The sequence below is a fragment of the Lysinibacillus sphaericus genome (genome assembly GCF_000600105.1).
Lineage (GTDB): Bacteria > Bacillota > Bacilli > Bacillales_A > Planococcaceae > Lysinibacillus > Lysinibacillus sphaericus.
Genome location: NZ_CP006837.1, coordinates 3,547,368 through 3,569,569 on the forward strand (window position 1 = coordinate 3,547,368; position 22,202 = coordinate 3,569,569).

Genomic DNA, 22,202 nt, shown 5'->3' on the forward strand with positions numbered 1-22,202 from the left:
TTTTGCTATGCTATCGTTTCCCATACAAGACGTGCAGATTCTTTTCTTTTGAGAAGTTTTTTAGCATTAAAGCATTTCAATTCACTTACTTACACATAAGAAAAAAAGCATGCAATCTGTTTTGTAACAGTTTATTAAAATAATAAATTGTTATATACCATAAATACCAAAATGTTCATTAATACCATAATATTGAGTATTTCAATAAATACAATACAATAAAAAGCGTTCACATCTTCAATAGATTAGAGGTGAATTTATATGTGGCGCAATCGTATTCTTAAACAATTTGTGAGCGTTCTCATTTTACTGACAGTGCTGTTAGTTTCCTGTCAGCAACAAGACTACCCTACAGACAATGAGCAATTAAGTCATGAAGAACAAATTGTTATTCGCTTTTCACATGTAGTTGGTGAAAACACACCAAAGGGAATGGCGGCAGTAAAGTTTGCCGAGCTCATTAAACAACGAAGTAATGGTCATGTAGAAATTCAAGTCTTTCCAAATGGTGTTCTTTATAAAGACGGTGAAGAAATGAATGCGCTTTTACGTGGCGATATTCAAATGATTGCACCAGCCATTTCAAAAATTACTACACTCGTTCCCGAATGGTCAGTGATGGACTTACCCTATGCATTTAAAAATGCTGAGGAAGTACATTCATACATTGATAGTGAAGTGGGTCAATCATTAATGAAGAAATTAAATGACCACAATCTGTTTTCAATGGGTGTTTGGGATAGTGGATTCAAACAATTGAGTAATAGTATCCGCCCTATCCAAGATGTCTCTGACTTAAAAGACTTACGCATGCGCATCATGCCAAGTGATATTTTAGCAGAACAATTTTTAAGTGTTGGTGCCTATCCAAAACGCATAGATTTCAACACGGTCTTCCATCAACTACAAAAAGGCAATGTAGATGGACAGGAAAATACTTTAACAAATATTACAAGTAAAAACCTCCATTCCTTACAAGACTACTTAACTATTAGTAATCATGGTTATTTAGGTTATTTGCTACTGATGAACAATGAGTTCTGGCAATCCTTACCGAAGGATGTTCAAACATTGCTTATTGAAACGCTTGCAGAAGTACAAGAATGGGAATGGCAACTGGCAGAAAATCTTACAGCAGAACGTTTGCAAGAAATGGAAGCTTGTAGTTGTATCAATATTCATTACTTTACAGATGAAGATGTTCAGCAATGGGAATCTGCATTTGACCCAGTGTATGAGTATTATGCCAATAACTATAGCAAGAAATATATACTGGCACTGCCAAAAAACCAATCACGTCATTAACTTGAGTTTAAAGGGAATCCTTTTAACTATAATCAAAACTTTAAGGGGGATTTGACATGAAAAAATGGCTTCTTATGTCACTGATGGCTGTGCTTGTACTAGCATTAGCCGCGTGTGGTGGCGACAAAAAAGAAACAGCCTCTGCTCCAGCAGCTGAAGGTGATGGTGGTTATACAAAAGATAAACCACTTGTTATTAAATTTTCTCACGTTACATCAATTGACAGTGTTAAAGGAAAAGCTGCCGATGCTTTTGCAAAATTAGTTGAGGAGAAAACTGACGGTAAAGTGAAAGTTGAAGTTTATCCTTCTTCTCAATTATATGGCGATAATGATGAACTGGATGCATTAGTATCTGGAAACGTACATATGATTGCTCCATCTGTTACAAAAATGGTGAAAATTGACCCTCGTTGGCAATACGTAGACATGCCTTACCTTTTTGAAAACGAAGAGCATGTTCGTAAATTCTTTGATTCTGACGTAGCAAAAACCATTCTTGAATCCGATCAATTAGCGGCAAATGATATTAAAGGTTTAGTATTCTGGGAAAATGGCTTTAAACATTTTTCAAATAACAAACACCCACTTGTAAATGTTGAAGATTTTAAAGGTTTAAAATTCCGTGCACAAGCAGGGAAAGTTCTTGAAGCACAATTTAAAGCTTTACATGCTGGCTCAGCGACAATTTCATTCGGTGAAACATACGCTGCGCTGCAACAAGGAACTGTAGATGGACAAGAAAATACGTTCAACAACTTCGATACTCAAAAATACCAAGAAGTTCAAAAGTACTTTTCTGTATCTGAACACGGTCGTCTTGACTACGCTATCTTTGTGAACAAACCTTTCTGGGATAAAATTCCTAGCGATTTATTAAAAGCGGTTGAAGATTCTTTAAATGAGGCTACAACGTTAGCTTGGGATTTAGCTGCTGAAGAAAACGCCAAATCGTATGAAAACATAAAGAACTCTGGCATTGAAGTGGTTGAATTAACAGCTGCTCAAAAAGAGGCTATCAAAGCTGAACTTGAGCCCGTTTACGAAGAGTTTGGCAAAGCGATTACTGAAGATTTAATTAATGGTATTCGTGATTTAAAATAAGCGCTTTAAATTGAGTGTCGATGACTTATCGACACTCACTCTTTTTCTTAAAGTACATCTCTTACAATATTTTGAAAAATTGATAGACAGAATGCATTCTCATTTTACTTTAAATCGGAAAATACAATCATCATATTTTAAGGAGGCATCCGCATGAATATTTTACATAAACTATGGGGGTATCTAGAGGAAATCCTTGCTGGATTCTTTTTCGTAGCTGGTATTGCACTGATTTTCTACGGTGTAATGATGCGTTATATTTTTAATGAACCCCAAGCTTGGGTAGAAGAATTAGCACGTTACGCCATTATTTGGGGAACATTTCTTGGCTTTGGTTTAGCACTTCGTCACAATCAGCACATCCAAGTAGATATTTTATACGATAAATTAAAACCATCCCAGAAACGAATTTTAGATTTAGTGGCAACATGCTTAAGCATCGTCTTTTGTTTCATTTATACGTACTATGGATTTATTTTAGTTGAAAACCGCTATACATCCGGTATGGTATCACTAGACATCGGCATTCCTATGTGGGTAGTCTACTTAGTACTGCCAATTTCAGGTGTGTTATTTTTACTACGATTTGTAGAAAGATTAGTCAATATTTTAAGAGGAAAGGACGAAGAATATGCTAATCCTCTTACTTAGTTTCTTTATTTTATTATTTTTACGTGTACCTGTCGCAGTCAGCTTAGCGCTTTCAACGATTTTAGTGTTCTTCCAAATTGATTTCAATATGAATATGATTCCACAGCGTATTTTCACAGCTCTCGATTCATTCCCGATGATGGCTATTCCGGGATTCGTTCTTGCAGGTGTACTTATGGCACGTGGGGGCATTTCTAAGTATTTAATAGAAGCATTACGCGCTTGGATTGGACATCTCCCTGGCGGTCTCGCAGTTGTAACCATTGTTGCCTGTGCGATATTCGCAGCCATTTCCGGTTCTTCCCCTGCTACGGCTGCTGCTATCGGTTCCATTATGATTCCTGCCATGATTTCAGCTGGCTATAAAAAGCGTTACTCGATGGGACTTGTAGCTGCTGGTGGTACACTCGGCATTTTAATTCCTCCAAGTGTTCCTTTAATCATTTATGGTATAACTTCCGAGCAATCTATCGGTGAATTATTTATGGCTGGGGTTATTCCAGGTCTTGCGTTAACTGGTATTTTAATCGTTGCTGCTATCTTCTATGCAAAACGCAATGGGTTTAATGGCGATGAGCCGGCATCTTGGGAAGTTCGCTGGCGGAAATCACTAAAAGCCATTTGGGGTGGCTTCTTACCGTTTTTAATTTTAGGAACGATCTATTCTGGCGTTGTCACACCTACTGAATCGGCTGTGATTGCAGTATTTTACGGATTAGTCGTGTCACTATTTATCTATCGTGAAATGAAGTTAAAAGACTTCCGTGAAGTATTAGTTGAGTCTATTAATATTACTGCAATGATTTTCTTAATTATCGGTGCTGCGTCTTTATTCGGTTTATATTTAACGAACGCACAAGTTCCTCAACAAGTTGGTGCTTGGATTGCGGAAAGTGACTTGAACAAATGGATTTTCATGATTATCGTCAATATTTTATTCTTTATCATGGGGATGTTCTTAGAAGCAGTATCCATTATTCTCATAACGCTACCAATCTTGTTACCAATCCTTGTTCATTTTGATATCAACCTTATTCACTTTGCGATTATTATGACAATCAATATGGAGCTTGGTATGATTACACCTCCTGTAGGTCTAAATCTCTTTGTAGTAAGTGGTATTGCGAAGGAAAAACTCGGAGAAGTAGTCAAAGGAGTTATTCCATTTATTATTTTAATGATTGTGTTCTTAGCACTCGTTATCGTACTTCCACAATTATCACTTTGGCTACCAGAACAAATGAAATAACGTGCCAGGCACCGAAATTATTCTGAATATTCACATTCGTTTCGGTGCCTGCCACTTAAAAAATCCAAATAAGGAAAGCGATAAATATAATAGATGTGTAAGCTGTAGTTGTTAATGCTACGTAATGTCTTTTTTCATGTCTGCCAAAATAATATTCGATTGCTAAATTAGGTAACAATATAACTAAAATGAGCACAAAGTCAGCAGCAATAAATATAATCCATGATTTTAAGTTAAATATACATAGCACAATCACATTGATAAACTTATTAAGATATACGACTTTCTTATGATTGTCATTTACATACTTCGGCTCTTTTGGAATATGGAATTTCCAGCGAACGGCTCTCTCCGCTACCCAAGCCCCTAGCCAAATGAAACCAATCCATACGAGAAAGACCAAAAAGTTAAAGTCCAATTTCTTAAAATTAAAGTCTGTAAATGCGGATATAGCCTCCCCATCATTGACCTCATAAAATTTATTGGTTTTTAGATCGAGAAAGGCAAATTTGTCATCACTTTTAAACATCTGGAGCTTTACCACTTGCCCATTACTAAATTCTATCCATAAATTATTAATTAAGTAATACTCCTCTGATTTTTGTCTTACCACTGCCTTTTGAAGCATGTTCTCAAACAGCTTTGTCTCAGTCCCTTTTACGTACTCTTGTTGCCCTATTACCCAACCTGTTCTCCCCGCTTTAAATGAATCTTCATACCAATTTTGTGCAATTGACAATTGCTGTATTTCTTCATTTTGCGCTAGTTCAACAATTGAGGCATGCTGTACATATTCCGTTTGCTGCCATGGCCCACTCGCAATCAAAAAAAGTAGTGTCACCATTATCCCTACAATTATTGCTGGATATTGCCATTTGCTAATTTGTTTGTACTGTTGTTGTGCGGCTTGGTGCACAATGCGCTCCTTTAATCCTTTTGTAAAACGTGGTGTTTCGCCTATTTCCTCATTCAGCTTCTTTTTAAAAGATGTCATCGCCTAGCACCTCCCAATCGCTTCGTTCGAGTTTGTTTTGTAACAGTTGTCTCGCTCTACGCAACCTCGTTTTCACTGTATTTTCTGTACTACCTAGTACATCTGCAATTTCACGTACTTTTAATTCCTGATAATAATAAAGAATCAATACTTCCCGATAAGTAATAGGTAACTCAAATAATGCCGCTTGCAATGTAACTCGTTCCGCCGCTTTAATGACATCGCTTTCTGGCGTTCTTTTACTAATACCAAAATGAAATTTGCTAAGTAATTGATGACGTTTATTTTTCCAGCTTCTTAAATAATCATGACTTTTATGTACTGTAATTTTTACTAAATAAGTTTTAAGCGAAGCTCTTTGTTCAAAGCGATGCTGTTGCAAATAGTAGGCGAGAAATACATCTTGTACGATTTCTTCTGCAATCGACCAATCTCGTACATATAAATAGGCCACACGAAGGCAATACTCGCCGTGCTCTTCCATAATGGCTGTTAAATGCTCACTCACTTGAGCCCCTCCTTTATCCATTCATCCTATAGTCGTAAAATTTTTAAAGTTGGTTTCACTTTAACAAAAAAAGTGCCCCCGCTTCGGACACTTTTTTTCGTAGCATCGTTTTAAAACTTTAGAATCGACCTTATTTCTTACATTTTAATTTGCTTAGAGCTGTTTTCTATTTCGTCCATAACTAACGTTAACTCCTAAACATTTGCCTTTTAGGTTACATGCTTGTGCCATATTTTTCGCTCGATATGATTTTATCTGTTGGCGTTGATGCTTTTACTTGATGTAGCATCTACCATACGTTTGAATTCCTGCCACTATGTCTTCCATTACGTATCGACCTCTTCATTGTTAGCAAGATACTGTTTGCTTCCTTTCCGCTCAATCCCTATATACGTGGCTCGTTTATCGCAATGCATGTAATGTTCCTATTACCAACGACATTTAAAAAAGCCGTGAAGTACGCTTCTTACAACGTATTTCACGGCTTCTTGTTTAATTATTTAACAACAATATTAACAAGCTTTCCTGGGATAACAATAATTTTTACCAAGTCTTTGCCCGCCATATATTCTTGTACTTTTTCATCGGCTAATGCTACTTTTTCAATTTCTTCTTTTGAAGCATCTTTTGCTACGATAATTTTCGCACGTACTTTACCTGCCACTTGAACAGCAACTTCCACTTCATCGTCCACAAGCTTAGACTCATCATACGCTGGCCATTCTTCATAAGATAATGTATTTTCATGACCTAATAGTTGCCATAGCTCTTCAGCAATATGCGGAGCGATTGGTGCTAGTATTTTCACAAATCCTTCAGCATAGGCTGTTGGAAGTACTTCTGCTTTGTAGCAGTCATTAATAAAGACCATCATTTGTGAAATAGCAGTATTGAAGCGAATCCCTTCGTAGTCTTCTGTCACTTTTTTCACTGTTTGGTGATATGACTTTTCTAAAAACTTATCGTCTGAAGTTTGCACTTTCGCTGATAGCGTACCTTCTTCGTTGACAAACAAACGCCAGATGCGGTCTAAGAAACGACGAGCACCGTCTAAACCATTAGTAGACCATGCAACTGAAGCCTCTAATGGACCCATGAACATTTCATAAAGTCGTAGTGTATCTGCACCGTGTGACTCTATGATTTCATCAGGGTTCACGACATTGCCTTTTGATTTAGACATTTTTTCATTACCTTCACCAAGAATCATACCTTGGTTAAATAATTTTTGGAATGGCTCTTTCGTGTGCACTACCCCTAAATCGTATAATACTTTATGCCAGAAGCGCGCGTATAGTAAATGCAATACTGCATGCTCTGCTCCACCAATATAAATATCAACCGGTAACCAACGTTTTAGTAACTCTGGATCAGCAATCGCTTCTTTGTTGTTAGGGTCAATATATCGTAGGAAGTACCAGCTAGAGCCTGCCCATTGTGGCATTGTATTGGTTTCACGACGACCTTTTTTGCCTGTTTCAGGATCTACAACATTTACCCAATCCTTAATATTCGCTAATGGTGATTCCCCTGTTCCAGATGGACGAATATTATCTGTTTTTGGAAGCATTAATGGTAACTCCGCTTCTGGAACTGGAGTTGTTGTACCATCTTCCCAATGGATCATTGGGATTGGCTCACCCCAATAACGTTGACGAGAGAATAGCCAGTCACGAAGACGATAAGATACCTTTTTCTCCCCTACACCTTTTTCCTCTAGCCATTCAATCGCCTTTGCAATACCATCTGCTTTATTTAAACCATCAAGGAAATCAGAGTTAATGTGCTGACCGTCACCTGTAAATGCTTCTTTGTCGATATCTCCACCTTCAAGTACAGCAACGATGTCTAAACCAAACTCTTTAGCAAATTCATAATCACGTTCGTCATGCGCAGGAACAGCCATAATCGCACCAGTTCCGTACGTCGCTAACACATAATCAGCAATCCAAATTGGTACTTTTTTGCCGTTAATCGGATTTACTGCATAAGCGCCTGTAAATACACCTGTTTTTTCTTTGGCTAAATCTGTACGCTCTAAGTCTGATTTCATTTTTACTTTTTCAAGATATGCATTGACAGCAGCTTGTTGTTCAGCTGTTGTAATTTCAGCCACTAGTTTATGCTCTGGTGCAAGAACTGTATATGTTGCACCGAATAGCGTATCAGGGCGTGTTGTAAATACCGTAAAGTTTTTGTCCGACCCTTCGATGCTAAATGTTACTTCTGCACCTTCCGAACGACCAATCCAGTTACGTTGCATGTCTTTAATGGATTCTGGCCAATCTACTTCTTCTAAATCGTCGATTAAACGATCCGCATAAGCTGTAATTTTAAGTATCCATTGTTTCATTGGACGACGTTCTACTGGATGTCCGCCACGTTCAGACTTCCCATCGATAACTTCTTCATTCGCAAGCACTGTACCTAGAGCTGGGCACCAGTTTACCGCCACTTCATCTACATAAGCTAAGCCCTTTTTATATAATTGAATGAAAATCCATTGTGTCCATTTGTAGTATTCTGGATCTGTAGTGTTAATTTCACGATCCCAGTCATAACTAAAGCCTAACTCTTGAATTTGACGTTTAAATGTCGCAATATTTTTTGCTGTAAATTCTGCTGGGTCATTCCCAGTATCAAGTGCATATTGCTCGGCAGGTAATCCAAATGCATCCCATCCCATCGGATGTAGAACATTAAAGCCTTGCATACGTTTGAAACGTGAAAGGATATCTGTCGCTGTATAACCTTCTGGATGTCCTACGTGAAGTCCCGAACCTGATGGGTAAGGGAACATATCAAGCGCATAAAATTTCGGTTTATCCATTTCATTTTCTGTTTTGAATGTTTTGTTGACATCCCAATACTGTTGCCACTTTTTTTCAATTTGTTGATGATTAAAGCTCATTATTTTTCCTCCTTATAGTATGTGCAGTACCACTTATCGTAAGAATTGACAAAATATTTAAAAAATAAAAAAACTCGCCCCTTTCTTTGTTAGAAAGGGACGAGAGTATTCTTAACTCCCGCGGTACCACCCAAATTAGTGATTACACTCGGCTCAAGCTTCCTTAACGCGGAAATAACGGCAAACGTAAAATTTCATATTACGTATGCAGACTCAGCAGGCGAGTTCAATTTGCATCCTTACTAGCTTCCACCAACCGCTAGCTCTCTAAAAAGAACCACAAATTTACTATTCCTCATCAATGTCTTTACATGTATTGCATTTATTCTAATGGAAAGTTCTGAAAAGCACAAGCATCTTTTTATGGTGCCTGACACGCACACAATTTCCACACAATTATCAAAAAAATTTTTTCTATGATTATTTTCACCAACAATTTTTCATTTCAACCTTCTATGCACATGAAAAATAAAAATAGTCATTACTTTCGTAACTCCCGTCTAATTGACGTTCTTTACATGCTTTTTTATGCTAAAGAAAAAAGTAAAGGAGGCAATAGCGTGTGCCAAGAAAAAAACGGCTTTGGTCCCCAGATCATTATCATCATGTAGTAGTACGCGGTAACAATCGTCAAACTATTTTTCACAATGTAGCAGATTACGAAGCTTTCTTTCGTGTATTACAATATGCTTATCACAAATATTCGTTTACGATTGTTGCCTATTGCGTTATGACTAACCACTATCACCTGCTGATTCGTTCACCCAAAGTGCCACTAGGCAAAGTGATGGCCAATGTTAATTGGCGTTACAGCAATTACTTTAAAAAGAAGTACAACTATTGCGGTCATCTATATGAGAGTCGATATTTTGCAGACCTTGTTCCCTCACAACTCGACATGCTTAGTGTTAGTCGCTATATTCACCGCAATCCTATCTCAACGTCTCCCCCTATGGTTGACAAAATGGAGGACTATCCTTATAGCTCGTATTATCTCTACAAGCATCCTATGTCTTCAAACTTCCCCTTCTTTGATACAAGTATTCTCAATAGCTTTTTTCTTCAAACATCACAACGCCACTCACTATCTTACTGCCAATATTGCGAGCAACATGAAAGCAAATCATGTAATGTAGCACCCCAATAGGAAAGCTCCACACGACAATCCATCGTGTGGAGCTTTTCTGTTCAATCGTCATCAATTGTCAGAATCTTTTCCGTGCCTGTCACTCGAAAAGTCAGCACATTCATGGAAAGCGAAATGTTTACAACCAAGGCATTTATTCATATCTAAATGTGTCAATGCTCTATTTATAGCTTCTCCTGTATGTTCAAAAAAATGATCTTGTCCAATTTGAGCATATAATCCATTACGCATAAGCGCTAGTTTTAAGTCCTCTTGTATACCCGTGACGAAGACCTTGCCACCACGCTTTGTAAAGTTCTCCACGATATTGCTAAAATAAGACTCACCTGTGGAGTCCATAAATGGCACTTTTCCCATACGTAAAATCAGGACGCTTGGTTGTTCTTGCATAGAATGCAGTAATGTCTCTTCAAACGTTTGCGCTGCACCAAAAAACAGTGGACCCTCAATCGTATAAATACTAATTTGTGGACAATCATGCTTTTGATTGACCACATAAGGTTGTACCTTTCCATTCTTTTTTGTATGGTCAGGTAATACTTTATCTATAACCAACTTCTCACTCATTCGTTTAGCAAACAACACAACGGCTAAGCCAAGACCTACTTCAACAGCAATCGTTAGGCTAGCGAAAACGGTAAGCAAAAAAGTAATAATTAATACAAGTGAATCTCCAGATTTCGCTTTTACAATATGAGCAAAATGTTTTTGTTCACTCATATTCCACGCAACGACCATTAGTACTGGTGCCATACTTGCTAACGGAATATGCGAAGCAAAGGGCGCTAATAACAATAATGTGACTAATACAAACACACCATGAATAATACCTGACATTGGTGATGCAGCACCCGTTTTAATATTGGTTGCCGTACGTGCAATCGCCCCTGTAGCAGGAATCCCGCCAAATAATGGTGTAATAATATTCGCTATGCCCTGTCCTACAAGCTCACGATTACTATTATGTTTCGTATTGGTCATACCGTCAGCAACAACTGCTGATAAGAGCGACTCAATCCCGCCCAAAATGGCAATTACAAAGGCAGGTCCAATCAATAATTGTAATCGTTCCAAGGTGATTTCTGGTATTGAAAACTTCGGTAACGTATTAGGAATTTGACCGTAAGCCGTAGCAATTGTTGCAACCTGTCCTGAAAAAAAGAAGGTAGCAACAAGTGTAGAAACAACAATGCCTACTAATGCGCCAGGTACTTTTGGAAAAAATTTAGGTGTTAAAAGGATAATTACAAGACAAATAACCGCTATGAAAATACTATAATAATTAATTGTTCCTATATGCACGAACAACTCTTTCATATTTGCGATAAAATATTCATGACGTGTAATATTTGTTAAACCTAAAAAATTAGCTATTTGCCCAGTAAAAATGATAACCGCAATACCCGCAGTAAAGCCTATCGTTACAGGACGTGGTATAAATTTTATAAGAGTACCTAGCTTGAAAAGGCCCATTAAACATAGCAGCACTCCCGCCATTAACCCCGCAATTAATAAATTTTCATAGCCATATGATAAGACAATGCCTAAAAGAATTGGCACAAAAGCACCTGTTGGTCCACCGATTTGGAATTTTGAACCTCCAAATAGTGAAATAAGTATGCCCGCAATACACGCTGTATAGATCCCATATTCTGGTTTTACACCGGAAGCAATGGCAAAAGACATCGCTAGTGGAATTGCAACAATCCCAACAATTATGCCAGATAATAAGTCCTTTTTAAAATGATCAACTGAATACCCTTCATACCGACCTGTAAACAGTGATTTCATACAATAATCTTCCCTTCGAAATAATTAAGTTTTTCGAATCCAGTTCAGTAAGGGGTGGTAAATGTATTACATCCCCTACATGCACTCTTCGTCATTTTCACTGACGGTCATTTCTTCTAATCTTGAAATTGTATGAATTAAATGGTTGTCAAAGATATCTTTTGCAACACGCAACAATTCAACAATCATTGGATCACTTAAAGAATAGTAAACTTTTTTACCTTCTTTTGTCCCATAAACAATATTTTTTGCCCGTAAAACACTTAACTGCTGGGAAACTGCCGAGCCTTCTTTTTCTAGGCAACTTTGAATCTCATTCACACTTTTCTTGCCATCGACTAATAACTCAAGAATTCTTATCCGTAACGGGTGTGCTAAGGCTTTAAAAAAATCGGCTTTAAACTGTTGTAAGCCTTCTTCCACGTTAATCCCCCCATATCATTCATTTTCACATATTCAAATATTTGAATATGTATGATTGTATCCTTTTGCGTCAACTATTTCAATCCAAAAAAATAAAAAAGCGAATGCTATAGCATTCGCTTATAAGTAAATCGCCTTTAATTTTCAGAATTGTTTGCGTGCCTGCCACCCAATAATGGGCGGTCATAGATCAGACATGGGAAAATGCCTATTAATACAATAACTACTAAAATTGAAACAAGGGCAATCATACCAAATTGATCCACCATAATGCCGCCAAACAATGGACCGATCATCCGACCTGCTGTAGCCGCACTATTAATAATACCTTGGTAAAAACCTTCGCGTCCCTTTGGTGCAAGCTGATTTGCAATGGTCGGTAAAGCTGGTGTATAAAACATTTCGCCAAAAGTTAATACAACCATTGCAGCAGCAAACATTTTAAAATCTCCAGCAAATGCTACAATGCCAAACGACGCTGCAATAAGCGTAATGCCAAATACTAGTTGACGTTTTAGTTGATGTTCCCAACGGCGCACAAGCGGTGCGATTAATGGTTGCCCAACAACAATAAGAAGCCCATTAATCGTCCAAAGTAAACTATATTGTTTTAACCCTAAGCCCAAATCTTGCGTATAGGATGAAATAGTTGCACTCCATTGCGAATAGGCAAGCCAGCATAACACGGAGGATGAACTTAAAATTAACAAGGCATAAAATGGTGCCTTATTTGTAATACGTTTACTTTCACTTACTACATTTTTCAATGCTATACTTTCCGCATCTATTCCTCTAAATGTAATCAATGCGATAAAGAAAAATAAAATATACATCGCTAAATTAACAATAAACACATAATCAAATTGATAATCCGCCACAATCCCAGCTAATGCCGGCCCTACGGCAACACCTAAATTTTGCGCTAAATAAATCGCATTAAATGCCTTACGACCACCTTCAGGCCAAGCCGCTCCTGCTAACGCAAACATCCCTGGAAATACAATTCCTCCACTAAATCCAAGAATGGTTAAAAACCAAACATAATGTGGCCAGCCATGCCAGATTGTTAATCCTATTAACGAAGCAACGGTCAATAAAATGCCCAGCATAATAGATTTATAGCCGCCAATTCTATCAAATAAAAAACCACCTAATAGATTGCCTAATACACCCGCAGCCGAATTCAACATTAAAATAAAGCCAGCCATTGCAAGTGATTTCCCTAAATAATCGTGCATATAAATGGCATTTAAAGGCCATAAAAAAGAGTTGCCCGTCGTGTTCACAAGCATACCGATAATTAAAAACCAAACACTTTTTGGCATATCCTTGACCCCCATTATTTCGTTTCTCTAAATAGCTAGTTTATGATGAAAAATAAAAAAGTACAAGGAAAATAAATTTACCCTTTCTTCATAAAAAACTTCTTAAATAAGCCGTTTTTTTGTGCTTTATGCATGCGTTATAGTAGCCAACAGTTCTGTTCCTTTACTACAAAAATAAAATATTTATTTAAGTAAACAAAGCCGCCTAATATTTGTCTCTGTCTATTTATATTCTTACTCCATGACGGAACCTTACGCACATGATAAAATACAATGTTAGAGGAGTGAAATACATGACAGAAACAAACTTTCCTTTTCCCACAGAGGGGAAAAGATACTATACATGGAATCGCTATTTACGTGATCACTTCGGTCATAAAGTATTTAAAGTAGCGCTCGATGCAGGTTTTGATTGCCCGAACCGAGATGGTACAGTCGCATTCGGAGGTTGTACATTTTGTAGTGCTGCAGGGTCAGGTGACTTTGCCGGAAATAAAGTCGATCCTATTGATGTGCAATTTGCGGAAATTCGAGACAAAATGCATCAAAAATGGAAAGATGGCAAGTATATGGCTTACTTCCAAGCATATACAAATACCCATGCGCCACTGCCAGTTTTAAAGGAAAAATTTGAGGCTGCGTTAGCACAAGAAGGTGTAGTCGGACTGTCCATTGCAACACGCCCAGATTGCTTACCAGATGATGTTGTAGAATATTTAGCAGAACTAAATAAACGCACCTATTTATGGATTGAACTGGGACTACAAACCGTCCATGAAAAAACGGCAAACCTGATTAATCGTGCACATGATTATGCAACCTATGTAGAAGGTGTTGAAAAGCTGCGTAAGCATGGGATTCGTGTGTGCTCACATATTATCAACGGCCTTCCACTTGAAGATTATGACATGATGATGGAAACGGCACGTGCAGTAGCTAAACTGGATGTCCAAGGCATTAAAATCCATTTACTGCATTTATTAAAAGGGACGCCTATGGTTAAGCAATATGAAAAAGGCATGCTAGAATTTTTAGATCAAGACGTTTATACAAAACTAGTTGCAGATCAGTTAGAAATTTTACCACCGCAAATGGTTATCCATCGTATAACAGGTGATGGACCAATTGATTTAATGATTGGACCAATGTGGAGTGTTAATAAGTGGGAAGTATTGAACGGTATTGATGCAGAGTTAGAACGTCGGGGCAGTTGGCAAGGTAAATTTTATAATACCGAGGTCACAAAATGAAGCTTCAACGCGTCTTACAATATGCACAGCAATTATTAATAGACTCGATACAAGAAGGCGATACTGTTGTCGATGCTACGGCTGGAAACGGCCATGATACATTATTTTTAGCTCAACTTGTTGGTGATAACGGACAAGTTTATGCCTTTGACGTGCAAAAAAATGCAGTCGATGCTACTTTGCACCGTCTGCTAGATAATGCATTAGAACACCGTGCCCTTGTGTTACATACGGGGCACGAAAATATAGCCAAGCATGTTCAAAAACCAGTTGCGGCTGCTATATTCAATCTTGGCTATTTGCCTGGCAGTAACCATGATATCGTAACAAAACCAAATACAACGATTCTTGCAATTCAAGATTTATTGCAACTGCTAAAAATCGGCGGATTAATTGTCCTTGTCATTTACCATGGCCATCCAGGCGGTAAAGAAGAACGTGACGCTGTTATCGACTTTGTTAGTCAGTTACCACAAAAATATGTCCATGTGTTAAAATACGAATTTCTAAACCAACAAAACGACCCACCATTTGTTATTGCATTAGAAAAAATGAAAGATTTCCCGGTGCCAGTCACGCAAACAATTCTGAACGCACAAGCAGCCGCTTGCGACGGCCATTAAAATAAAAAAGTCCTCTCAATATTGAGAGGACTTTTTATACATTATTTATTTTTGCGTTTATCATTGTAATCAACCCAGAAATCCGCACCTTTAATTCCTAGTTTACGAGGATCAAACACAGGGTCTTTGCCTTCTTTTTTCTGTTTCTCGTAATCTTTTAATGCGAGAATCGCAGGCTTCATAATAATTAAAATGGCAATAACGTTAATCCATACCATTAATCCTAAGCCAACGTCACCCATTGCCCATGCAAGGTCAGATGTACGAATCGTTCCAAAAAATGTTGCAATTAAAAAGGCGATTTTAGCTATCCAAATGAAAATCTTTTCGGTTTTCCCTGAGAATAAATAGGCCACATTCGTCTCTGCTATATAGTAGTACGCCATAATTGTCGTAAATGCGAAGAAGAATAAAGCGATTGCTACGAAGCTTGAACCTATACCTGGCAATGAAGATTCCACTGCCCATTGTGTATATGCAGCACCTTCTTTAATACTTTTCGCAAAGGTAATTTGCTCCTCACCAGTAAGGCCATTTTCATTGAATTCACCAACGTAAATAAACGGATCTGTACCTTCCGCAGCTTTCTCATTCTGAACATTATACATACCTGTAAATAAGATCATAAATGCTGTAGCCGAACAAACTAATAATGTATCAATGTACACAGATGCCGCTTGCACAATACCTTGTTTAGCAGGATGTGAAACTTCAGCTGCCGCCGCTGGATGCGCACCAGTTCCTTGACCCGCTTCGTTAGAATAAATACCACGCTTAACCCCCCAAGCGATTGCTGAACCAATAATTCCCCCAAATACTTCTTGTGCACCAAAAGCACTAGAGAAAATTAGCGAAAATACAGCAGGTACTTCTGAAATATTCATAAAAATAATGACGATTGCCATTAGAATATAAGCTAAAGCCATGAATGGGACAACTACTTGTGCAACATTTGCAATGGATTTAACCCCACCGATAATAATAGCACCTAATAATACAACAATAATAATTCCTGTAATCCAAGATTCCATTCCAAAAGCGTTTTCAACGGCACCTGCTATTGCATTTGATTGAACACCAGGCATTAGTATTAACATGGCTATTAACGCTGCAATTGCAAAAATGATTGCAAACCACTTCTGCCCCATCCCTTTTTCAATATAAAAGGCTGGACCACCACGATATTCTGTTTCTTTCTCTTCTTTATATATTTGCGCTAATGTTGACTCCACATAAGCTGTCGCTGCACCGATGAAGGCAATTGCCCACATCCAAAAAATCGCACCAGGTCCCCCCATTGCAATGGCAGTTGCTGTACCAGCAATGTTCCCTGTACCAACGCGCCCAGATAATGCAATCGACATTGCTTGGAAAGAAGAAATTCCTTTTTCTGATTTTTCCCCTTTAAACATTAAGACAAACATGTCCTTAATATGTCTTATTTGTAGGAACCTTGTAATAATTGAAAAGAATAAACCGATCAATAAAATACCATAAATAAACCACGGTCCCCATAAAATACTGTTCATAAAGCTAACAATACTTTCCATCTTACCCCTCCCAAAATATGAATATTCGTTCTTTAAGACATTATAGTATTACATTTTTCTGAAAATTACAACATTATTTTTAAGTTACTATACATCTTATTCAACAATATTTTTCGGAGGGGAAACATTCTATCGAATTATATAGCCAATTCTACGCAAAGCATTATTAATAAAATCACGGATATAGAAAAAAATCTCATCTCTCTCTATTTCATGGTACAGATTATGGTAGCATTTTGCCCATTCTTTAAATTGGAATTCAGCAAACTCCTGCTGATGCAACCAATTACGTGTTTGTCTAGTTTCTGTAATGCTATCTCTTTCTCCAGTCATAATAAGCATAGGGGTATTTGGAAACTCTGCTTTCGGCATAATTACTAAATTGCGCATCATTTGTTGTAACTCACGATACCATTTTACTGAAATGACAGACATAAAAGGAAACTCGTCTTTCATTTCATCGCGACCTTCGACACTACGTGATAACTTGTCGAAAGTAATATCATGTGTCATCTTCACACTTGCCGTCAAAGCACTTAAGCTCGTTAATGCATTCGATAATTTCCCAGGCTGTAAGTTCAATTGCAACCAAGGTGAGGTCAAGACAATTCCTGCACATTCATATTTTCTCTTATGCATGGTATGCAGTATTAACGTTGCTCCTAGTCCATGCCCTATTAAAAATACTGGCAAATTATATGAAAAGGCATTTTCAATTAAATGCCTAGTATACTTGTTGTATTCTTTAAAGTCCTCATCATGGACACGTGATAGTTTCGCATTTGCCCCATGATTCGGTAAATCGCCCATGACTACGTGGAAGCCTTCCATTCTAAGTTTTTCAATCAGCCATGCGTACCAACGGTGGTTTTCATATGCACCGTGAACAATAGCAATCACAGCCTTCGCTTGTCCATCAGCTTCCCATTTCCACATTCACATAGTCCTCCTAAATAATTAGTTACACAATAATTATAACGAAATATTCGTACCATTATAAAATTATATTTGCATAAAATTGCGTATTTGATACGATAATACTACATCAAAGAAAGAAAAGAGGCGATTAGCATGATTTATCCTTTTAAAGACAAAACACCTACAATCGATCCATCGGTTTTTATTGCTGACTATGCAACCGTTACGGGAGACGTAACGATTGGAGCAGAGACAACAATATGGTTTAATACAGTGATTCGAGGCGATGTATCTCCTACAATTATTGGTAAACGAGTAAGCATCCAAGATCTTTGTTGTCTACATCAAAGTCCAAAATATCCATTAATAATCGAAGATGAAGTAACAGTTGGACACCAAGTAACCTTACATAGCTGTACAATTCGAAAAAATGCCTTAATTGGTATGGGATCAATTGTGTTAGATGGGGCAGAGATAGGAGAAGGTGCATTTATCGGTGCGGGTAGTCTTGTCCCTCCAGGTAAAGTCATACCTCCCAATTGTTTAGCATTAGGACGTCCAGCCAAAGTTGTACGTGAATTAAATGCTGAAGATAAGGAAGATATGGAACGTATCGTTAGAGAATACGCGGAAAAAGGACAATATTACAAATCTCTTCAAAAATAATGGATGCTTACAAAACGGGCGAATTGCCCCTATAAGTTGTAGATGTTTGCATACGTAACAACTCTTTATAAAAAAAATTCGCAATTTCCTTCCACTAACCGCCTACAGTACATCTTGTATGTAGACGTACGGGAAGAAAGCGAATTTTTTCAATTACTTACGTAAAGTCCGCTTAAATCTTTCACTCGATTAAAGAGCACTAGTTGCCTTCACGATTTAAATAGAAGGTGCATTACTCCCCGACTTAGCAGCAAGTAAGAAGAAATGCGAAAGGCAAGATAAAAAGGGGCCACTAGCTAGCCCCTTTCAAAAAAACATTTACGTTTGTTCATTACCAAATCGAATGTTCTTGACAAAACAGATTATAAACTAGCTTTTTCTCTTAGTGCATCTGCCTTGTCCGTATTTTCCCAAGGTACATTTAAATCTGTACGGCCAAAGTGACCGTATGCAGCCGTTTGTTTATAAATTGGACGACGTAAATCAAGCATTTTAATGATGCCTGCTGGACGTAGATCGAAAAGTTCGCGAACCCATTTTACGATTTCACTTTCACTTACTCGTCCTGTACCAAACGTATCAACGGCAATCGATACTGGCTGTGCTACACCGATAGCATAAGCAAGCTGTACTTCTGCACGTTCTGCTAAACCAGCTGCAACAATATTTTTCGCTACATAACGTGCTGCATAGGCTGCTGAACGGTCCACTTTCGTAGCATCCTTACCAGAGAATGCACCACCACCATGACGTGCATAACCACCGTATGTATCAACGATGATTTTACGACCAGTAAGTCCAGCATCTCCTTTTGGACCACCGATAACAAAACGACCAGTTGGGTTGATGAAGTATTTCGTCTGTGCATCTAATAACTCACTAGGAACTACTGGAGCAATTACTAATGCTTTTAAATCTGCTTGAATTTGTTCAAGTGTTGCTTCTTCATCATGCTGAGTTGAAATAACAATCGTATCAACACGAACAGGGACATTGTTTTCATCATACTCAATTGTTACTTGCGTTTTACCATCTGGACGTAAATATGCTAATTCACCTGATTTACGTACTTCTGTTAAACGACGAGCCAATTTATGCGCTAAACTAATTGGTAGAGGCATTAATTCAGGTGTTTCATTACATGCATAACCGAACATTAATCCTTGGTCACCTGCACCAATTGCTTCAATATCCGCATCTGTCATTGAACCTTCACGCGCTTCTAATGCTTGGTCTACACCTTGGGCAATATCAGGTGATTGCTCTCCGATTGCGACTAGTACAGCTAAGTTTTCAGCATCAAAGCCATACTTGCCTCGTGTATAGCCGATTTCTGCTACTGTATCACGCACAATGCCTTTAATATCTACATAAGTAGAAGTAGTAATTTCTCCTGCTACTAATACTAAGCCTGTTGTGACCGTTGTTTCACACGCTACACGGGCATTAGGATCTTCTGTTAAAATAGCATCTAAAATAGCATCCGAGATTTGATCACAAATTTTATCGGGATGTCCTTCTGTTACACTCTCTGATGTAAACAATCGACGGTTTGTCATTTGGTTTTCCTCCTATTACTCTTACAAATAGTATTTGCGAAATTAATACGGTACTCATTACCCATGTCAAGTCCGCTCCTAAAGGATTGAACTCTCAAGCCGTTGTTGCTTTTAACATGAGGATTTCGAAAGATCCGTCATTATAATAAGGAAAGAATTGCACATACTTACCTTTACATTCATTTTAAAAATAAAAAAAATCCTTTTCTCACGTGTACTTAACATGAGGAAAGGAATAATGACTTCGTAACCTTTCACTCTTATCGTTCAAGGGGTATCCCCTTGCATCAGGTTGGCACCAACGCATGTCGTGAAATAGTTCATGCAGGTTGCCGGGTTTCACAGGGCCTGACCCTCCACCAGCTCGGGATAAGAGTATCCGTTCAATTCCTCATCTTACGTAAAAGGTAGAACAATGTCAATTATTTTATGTCGTTTTGTTGAAAAGTATTTAAAACTCGAAAATAATTTTTGAATTAGTATAGATTATTAAAGCAATTGTGTTATACTATTTTTGAAATTAAGAAAAACTCCCTCAAACTCAAGGGAATACTATAAAAAAGGATGGTATTTAATCGATGAATTCAGTAGAAATTGCAAACGAACTGAAGGAATTATTAAACGGCGGGAACATTAACGTTCAACTTTCAGTACCACAATTAGCTGAAAAAGCTACATCTCGTGGTGAGGCAATGTTAACAGTAGATGGCGCAGTTCGTGCAGAAACTGGCAAATACACTGGTCGTTCACCTAAAGATAAATATACGGTAGAAGAAGAAAGCACAAAAGATAAAATTGACTGGGGTAAAGTAAACCAACCAATTTCTTCTGAAGTGTTCGATAACTTATATGTAAAAGTAGTTAAATACTTAAAAGAACGTGACGAATTATTTGTATTTAAAGGTTTTGCTGGTGCTGACAAAGATTCACAATTAAGTATTCAAGTAATCAATGAATATGCTTGGCACAATCTTTTCGCCCATCAATTATTTATCCGTCCAACTGAAGAAGAATTAGCTTCTCACGTTGCTGATTTCACAATTATTTCAGCTCCTAACTTTAAAGCAGATCCAGCTGTTGATGGTACAGCTTCTGAAACATTCATCATTGTATCACTTGAAAAGAAAATCATCCTAATCGGTGGTACTGAATATGCTGGTGAAATTAAAAAATCAATTTTCGGTATTATGAACTACCTATTACCACAACAAGGCATCTTATCAATGCACTGTTCAGCAAACGTTGGGGAAGCTGGTGACGTAGCATTATTCTTCGGTTTATCTGGTACTGGTAAAACGACTTTATCTGCTGATCCTGACCGCAAATTAATCGGTGACGATGAGCATGGTTGGTCTGACAACGGCGTATTTAACATTGAAGGTGGTTGCTACGCAAAAACAATTAACCTTTCTGCTGAAAAAGAACCTGAAATCTACAACGCAATCCGCTTCGGTTCTGTACTAGAGAACGTAGCTGTAGACCCTGAAACTCGTGTTTGCGACTACGATGATGGTTCATTAACAGAAAATACACGTGTTGCTTATCCAATCCAATATATCGAAAATATCGTTGATCCATCTGTTGCAGGTCACCCAAAAACAATCATCTTCTTAACTGCTGATGCATTTGGTGTTTTACCTCCAATCAGTAAATTAACAAAAGAGCAAGCAATGTATCACTTCCTAAGTGGTTTCACATCTAAACTTGCAGGTACTGAACGTGGTGTAACAGAGCCAGAACCAGTATTCTCTACATGTTTCGGTTCTCCATTCCTTCCACTTCCAGCAACTGTTTATGCAGAAATGTTAGGTCAAAAAATCGATGAGCATGGCGCACAAGTATTCCTTGTAAACACTGGTTGGACTGGTGGCGAATACGGTACAGGTAGCCGTATGAAGCTTTCTTATACTCGTTCAATGGTACGCGCAGCAATCGACGGAAAACTAAACAATGTTGAAACAATTCAAGATGCTGTATTCGGTTTACACATCCCTACAGCAGTTGAAGGTGTACCAACAGAAGTGCTGAACCCACGTGATGCTTGGTCAGACAAAGCTGCTTACGATGTGAAAGCTGCTGAACTTGCTGGTCTATTCAACGACAACTTCAAGAAATTCTCAAATGTTTCTGAAGCAATCACTAATCTTGGTGGGCCATTAAAATAATGCATACAAAAAGGGAACGATGTATTCGTTCCCTTTTTTTTAGTGTCTTTTTTTAGTGTCAGGC

18 protein-coding genes, 1 riboswitch and 1 other annotated feature are annotated in these 22,202 nt (G+C 37.9%); of the genes, 9 read left to right on the top strand and 9 right to left on the bottom strand.

The window, feature by feature from the left end; genetic code table 11:
• The first annotated feature begins 261 nt into the window (after positions 1 to 261).
• The 4 genes from T479_RS17095 (at position 262) to T479_RS17110 (ending at position 4,308) form a co-directional block, all read left to right on the top strand.
• A complete protein-coding gene (locus T479_RS17095) occupies positions 262 to 1,305 on the top strand; it encodes a DctP family TRAP transporter solute-binding subunit (protein ID WP_052599529.1) in 1,044 nt (347 codons plus the stop codon).
• Positions 1,306 to 1,361: 56 nt separating this feature from the next.
• A complete protein-coding gene (locus T479_RS17100; protein WP_024363728.1) occupies positions 1,362 to 2,408 on the top strand; it encodes a DctP family TRAP transporter solute-binding subunit in 1,047 nt (348 codons plus the stop codon).
• A gap of 153 nt (positions 2,409 to 2,561) precedes the next feature.
• On the top strand, positions 2,562 to 3,059 hold the full coding sequence (locus T479_RS17105; protein WP_024363727.1) for a TRAP transporter small permease: 498 nt from the start codon (positions 2,562 to 2,564) through the stop codon (positions 3,057 to 3,059).
• Positions 3,040 to 4,308, top strand: a complete 1,269-nt coding sequence (locus T479_RS17110) for a TRAP transporter large permease (protein WP_024363726.1) — start codon at positions 3,040 to 3,042, stop codon at positions 4,306 to 4,308. Before T479_RS17105 ends, T479_RS17110 begins: the two co-directional genes overlap by 20 nt.
• Before the next feature lie 55 nt (positions 4,309 to 4,363).
• Here the strand turns inward: T479_RS17110 and T479_RS17115 are convergent, their stop codons facing one another.
• From T479_RS17115 to leuS, 3 genes are all read right to left on the bottom strand, one after another.
• Entirely contained in the window at positions 4,364 to 5,302 is a 939-nt protein-coding gene (locus tag T479_RS17115; protein ID WP_025220348.1) for a hypothetical protein, read from the bottom strand.
• Entirely contained in the window at positions 5,289 to 5,810 is a 522-nt protein-coding gene (locus T479_RS17120; protein ID WP_024363713.1) for a sigma-70 family RNA polymerase sigma factor, read from the bottom strand. The genes T479_RS17115 and T479_RS17120 overlap by 14 nt, the downstream gene beginning before the upstream one ends.
• Positions 5,811 to 6,306: 496 nt before the next feature.
• On the bottom strand, positions 6,307 to 8,721 hold the full coding sequence (gene leuS, locus T479_RS17125; protein WP_025220349.1) for a leucine--tRNA ligase: 2,415 nt from the start codon (positions 8,719 to 8,721) through the stop codon (positions 6,307 to 6,309).
• A 92-nt stretch (positions 8,722 to 8,813) separates the two neighbouring features.
• Positions 8,814 to 9,032 (bottom strand) — a binding site (T-box leader).
• A 251-nt stretch (positions 9,033 to 9,283) separates the two neighbouring features.
• Between leuS and T479_RS23350 the strand changes: the two genes are divergently transcribed.
• Entirely contained in the window at positions 9,284 to 9,868 is a 585-nt protein-coding gene (locus T479_RS23350; protein WP_227665372.1) for a transposase, read from the top strand.
• A gap of 51 nt (positions 9,869 to 9,919) precedes the next feature.
• Here T479_RS23350 and T479_RS17130 read toward each other — a convergent pair whose 3' ends face one another.
• The 3 genes from T479_RS17130 to T479_RS17140 all read right to left on the bottom strand — a co-directional run bounded on the left by T479_RS17130 (position 9,920) and on the right by T479_RS17140 (position 13,407).
• Positions 9,920 to 11,659: a SulP family inorganic anion transporter gene (locus T479_RS17130; protein WP_025220350.1), complete on the bottom strand. Its 1,740-nt coding sequence runs from the start codon at positions 11,657 to 11,659 to the stop codon at positions 9,920 to 9,922.
• Between the two features lie 75 nt (positions 11,660 to 11,734).
• Positions 11,735 to 12,082 (bottom strand): ArsR/SmtB family transcription factor, encoded by a 348-nt coding sequence (locus tag T479_RS17135; protein WP_024363710.1) that lies wholly within the window; start codon positions 12,080 to 12,082, stop codon positions 11,735 to 11,737.
• 137 nt (positions 12,083 to 12,219) lie between these two features.
• Entirely contained in the window at positions 12,220 to 13,407 is a 1,188-nt protein-coding gene (locus tag T479_RS17140) for an MDR family MFS transporter (RefSeq protein WP_025220351.1), read from the bottom strand.
• 293 nt (positions 13,408 to 13,700) lie between these two features.
• On the opposite strand from T479_RS17140, the gene T479_RS17145 reads away from it, so the two are divergent.
• Positions 13,701 to 14,657, top strand: coding sequence for a tRNA modification radical SAM protein MnmL/YtqA (locus tag T479_RS17145; protein WP_025220352.1), 957 nt, complete (start codon positions 13,701 to 13,703; stop codon positions 14,655 to 14,657).
• Complete coding sequence (locus tag T479_RS17150) at positions 14,654 to 15,280, top strand: tRNA 5-(aminomethyl)-2-thiouridylate-methyltransferase MnmM (RefSeq protein WP_025220353.1); 627 nt, start codon at positions 14,654 to 14,656, stop codon at positions 15,278 to 15,280. Before T479_RS17145 ends, T479_RS17150 begins: the two co-directional genes overlap by 4 nt.
• 41 nt (positions 15,281 to 15,321) lie before the next feature.
• Here T479_RS17150 and T479_RS17155 read toward each other — a convergent pair whose 3' ends face one another.
• Together T479_RS17155 and T479_RS17160 are read right to left on the bottom strand one after the other, a co-directional pair.
• Positions 15,322 to 16,830: an alanine/glycine:cation symporter family protein gene (locus tag T479_RS17155; RefSeq protein ID WP_024363706.1), complete on the bottom strand. Its 1,509-nt coding sequence runs from the start codon at positions 16,828 to 16,830 to the stop codon at positions 15,322 to 15,324.
• A gap of 129 nt (positions 16,831 to 16,959) precedes the next feature.
• The gene (locus tag T479_RS17160; protein ID WP_024363705.1) at positions 16,960 to 17,766 is read right to left on the bottom strand and encodes an alpha/beta hydrolase; all 807 of its coding nucleotides are present in this window, start codon (positions 17,764 to 17,766) and stop codon (positions 16,960 to 16,962) included.
• Between the two features lie 135 nt (positions 17,767 to 17,901).
• On the opposite strand from T479_RS17160, the gene T479_RS17165 reads away from it, so the two are divergent.
• Positions 17,902 to 18,414 carry a gamma carbonic anhydrase gene (locus T479_RS17165; protein WP_024363704.1) on the top strand — a complete coding sequence of 171 codons (513 nt, stop codon included), beginning with the start codon at positions 17,902 to 17,904 and terminating at the stop codon, positions 18,412 to 18,414.
• A gap of 362 nt (positions 18,415 to 18,776) precedes the next feature.
• Here the strand turns inward: T479_RS17165 and metK are convergent, their stop codons facing one another.
• Positions 18,777 to 19,973: a methionine adenosyltransferase gene (gene metK / locus T479_RS17170; RefSeq protein WP_025220354.1), complete on the bottom strand. Its 1,197-nt coding sequence runs from the start codon at positions 19,971 to 19,973 to the stop codon at positions 18,777 to 18,779.
• A 257-nt stretch (positions 19,974 to 20,230) separates the two neighbouring features.
• Positions 20,231 to 20,349, bottom strand: a riboswitch (SAM riboswitch).
• Between the two features lie 202 nt (positions 20,350 to 20,551).
• On the opposite strand from metK, the gene pckA reads away from it, so the two are divergent.
• The gene (gene pckA / locus T479_RS17175; protein WP_024363702.1) at positions 20,552 to 22,138 is read left to right on the top strand and encodes a phosphoenolpyruvate carboxykinase (ATP); all 1,587 of its coding nucleotides are present in this window, start codon (positions 20,552 to 20,554) and stop codon (positions 22,136 to 22,138) included.
• The last annotated feature ends 64 nt before the right edge of the window (positions 22,139 to 22,202 follow it).

What these genes read in the sequence shown, in the direction of transcription:
- T479_RS17160 (WP_024363705.1), bottom strand. Translation starts at nt 17,766, where the DNA reads ATGTGGAAATGGGAAGCTGATGGACAAGCGAAGGCTGTGATTGCTATT.
- T479_RS17105 (WP_024363727.1), top strand. Translation starts at nt 2,562, where the DNA reads ATGAATATTTTACATAAACTATGGGGGTATCTAGAGGAAATCCTTGCT.
- T479_RS17140 (WP_025220351.1), bottom strand. Translation starts at nt 13,407, where the DNA reads ATGCCAAAAAGTGTTTGGTTTTTAATTATCGGTATGCTTGTGAACACG.
- T479_RS17145 (WP_025220352.1), top strand. Translation starts at nt 13,701, where the DNA reads ATGACAGAAACAAACTTTCCTTTTCCCACAGAGGGGAAAAGATACTAT.
- metK (WP_025220354.1), bottom strand. Translation starts at nt 19,973, where the DNA reads ATGACAAACCGTCGATTGTTTACATCAGAGAGTGTAACAGAAGGACAT.
- T479_RS17150 (WP_025220353.1), top strand. Translation starts at nt 14,654, where the DNA reads ATGAAGCTTCAACGCGTCTTACAATATGCACAGCAATTATTAATAGAC.
- leuS (WP_025220349.1), bottom strand. Translation starts at nt 8,721, where the DNA reads ATGAGCTTTAATCATCAACAAATTGAAAAAAAGTGGCAACAGTATTGG.
- T479_RS17100 (WP_024363728.1), top strand. Translation starts at nt 1,362, where the DNA reads ATGAAAAAATGGCTTCTTATGTCACTGATGGCTGTGCTTGTACTAGCA.
- T479_RS17165 (WP_024363704.1), top strand. Translation starts at nt 17,902, where the DNA reads ATGATTTATCCTTTTAAAGACAAAACACCTACAATCGATCCATCGGTT.
- T479_RS17110 (WP_024363726.1), top strand. Translation starts at nt 3,040, where the DNA reads ATGCTAATCCTCTTACTTAGTTTCTTTATTTTATTATTTTTACGTGTA.
- T479_RS17155 (WP_024363706.1), bottom strand. Translation starts at nt 16,830, where the DNA reads ATGGAAAGTATTGTTAGCTTTATGAACAGTATTTTATGGGGACCGTGG.
- T479_RS17130 (WP_025220350.1), bottom strand. Translation starts at nt 11,659, where the DNA reads ATGAAATCACTGTTTACAGGTCGGTATGAAGGGTATTCAGTTGATCAT.
- T479_RS17115 (WP_025220348.1), bottom strand. Translation starts at nt 5,302, where the DNA reads ATGACATCTTTTAAAAAGAAGCTGAATGAGGAAATAGGCGAAACACCA.
- pckA (WP_024363702.1), top strand. Translation starts at nt 20,552, where the DNA reads ATGAATTCAGTAGAAATTGCAAACGAACTGAAGGAATTATTAAACGGC.
- T479_RS17095 (WP_052599529.1), top strand. Translation starts at nt 262, where the DNA reads ATGTGGCGCAATCGTATTCTTAAACAATTTGTGAGCGTTCTCATTTTA.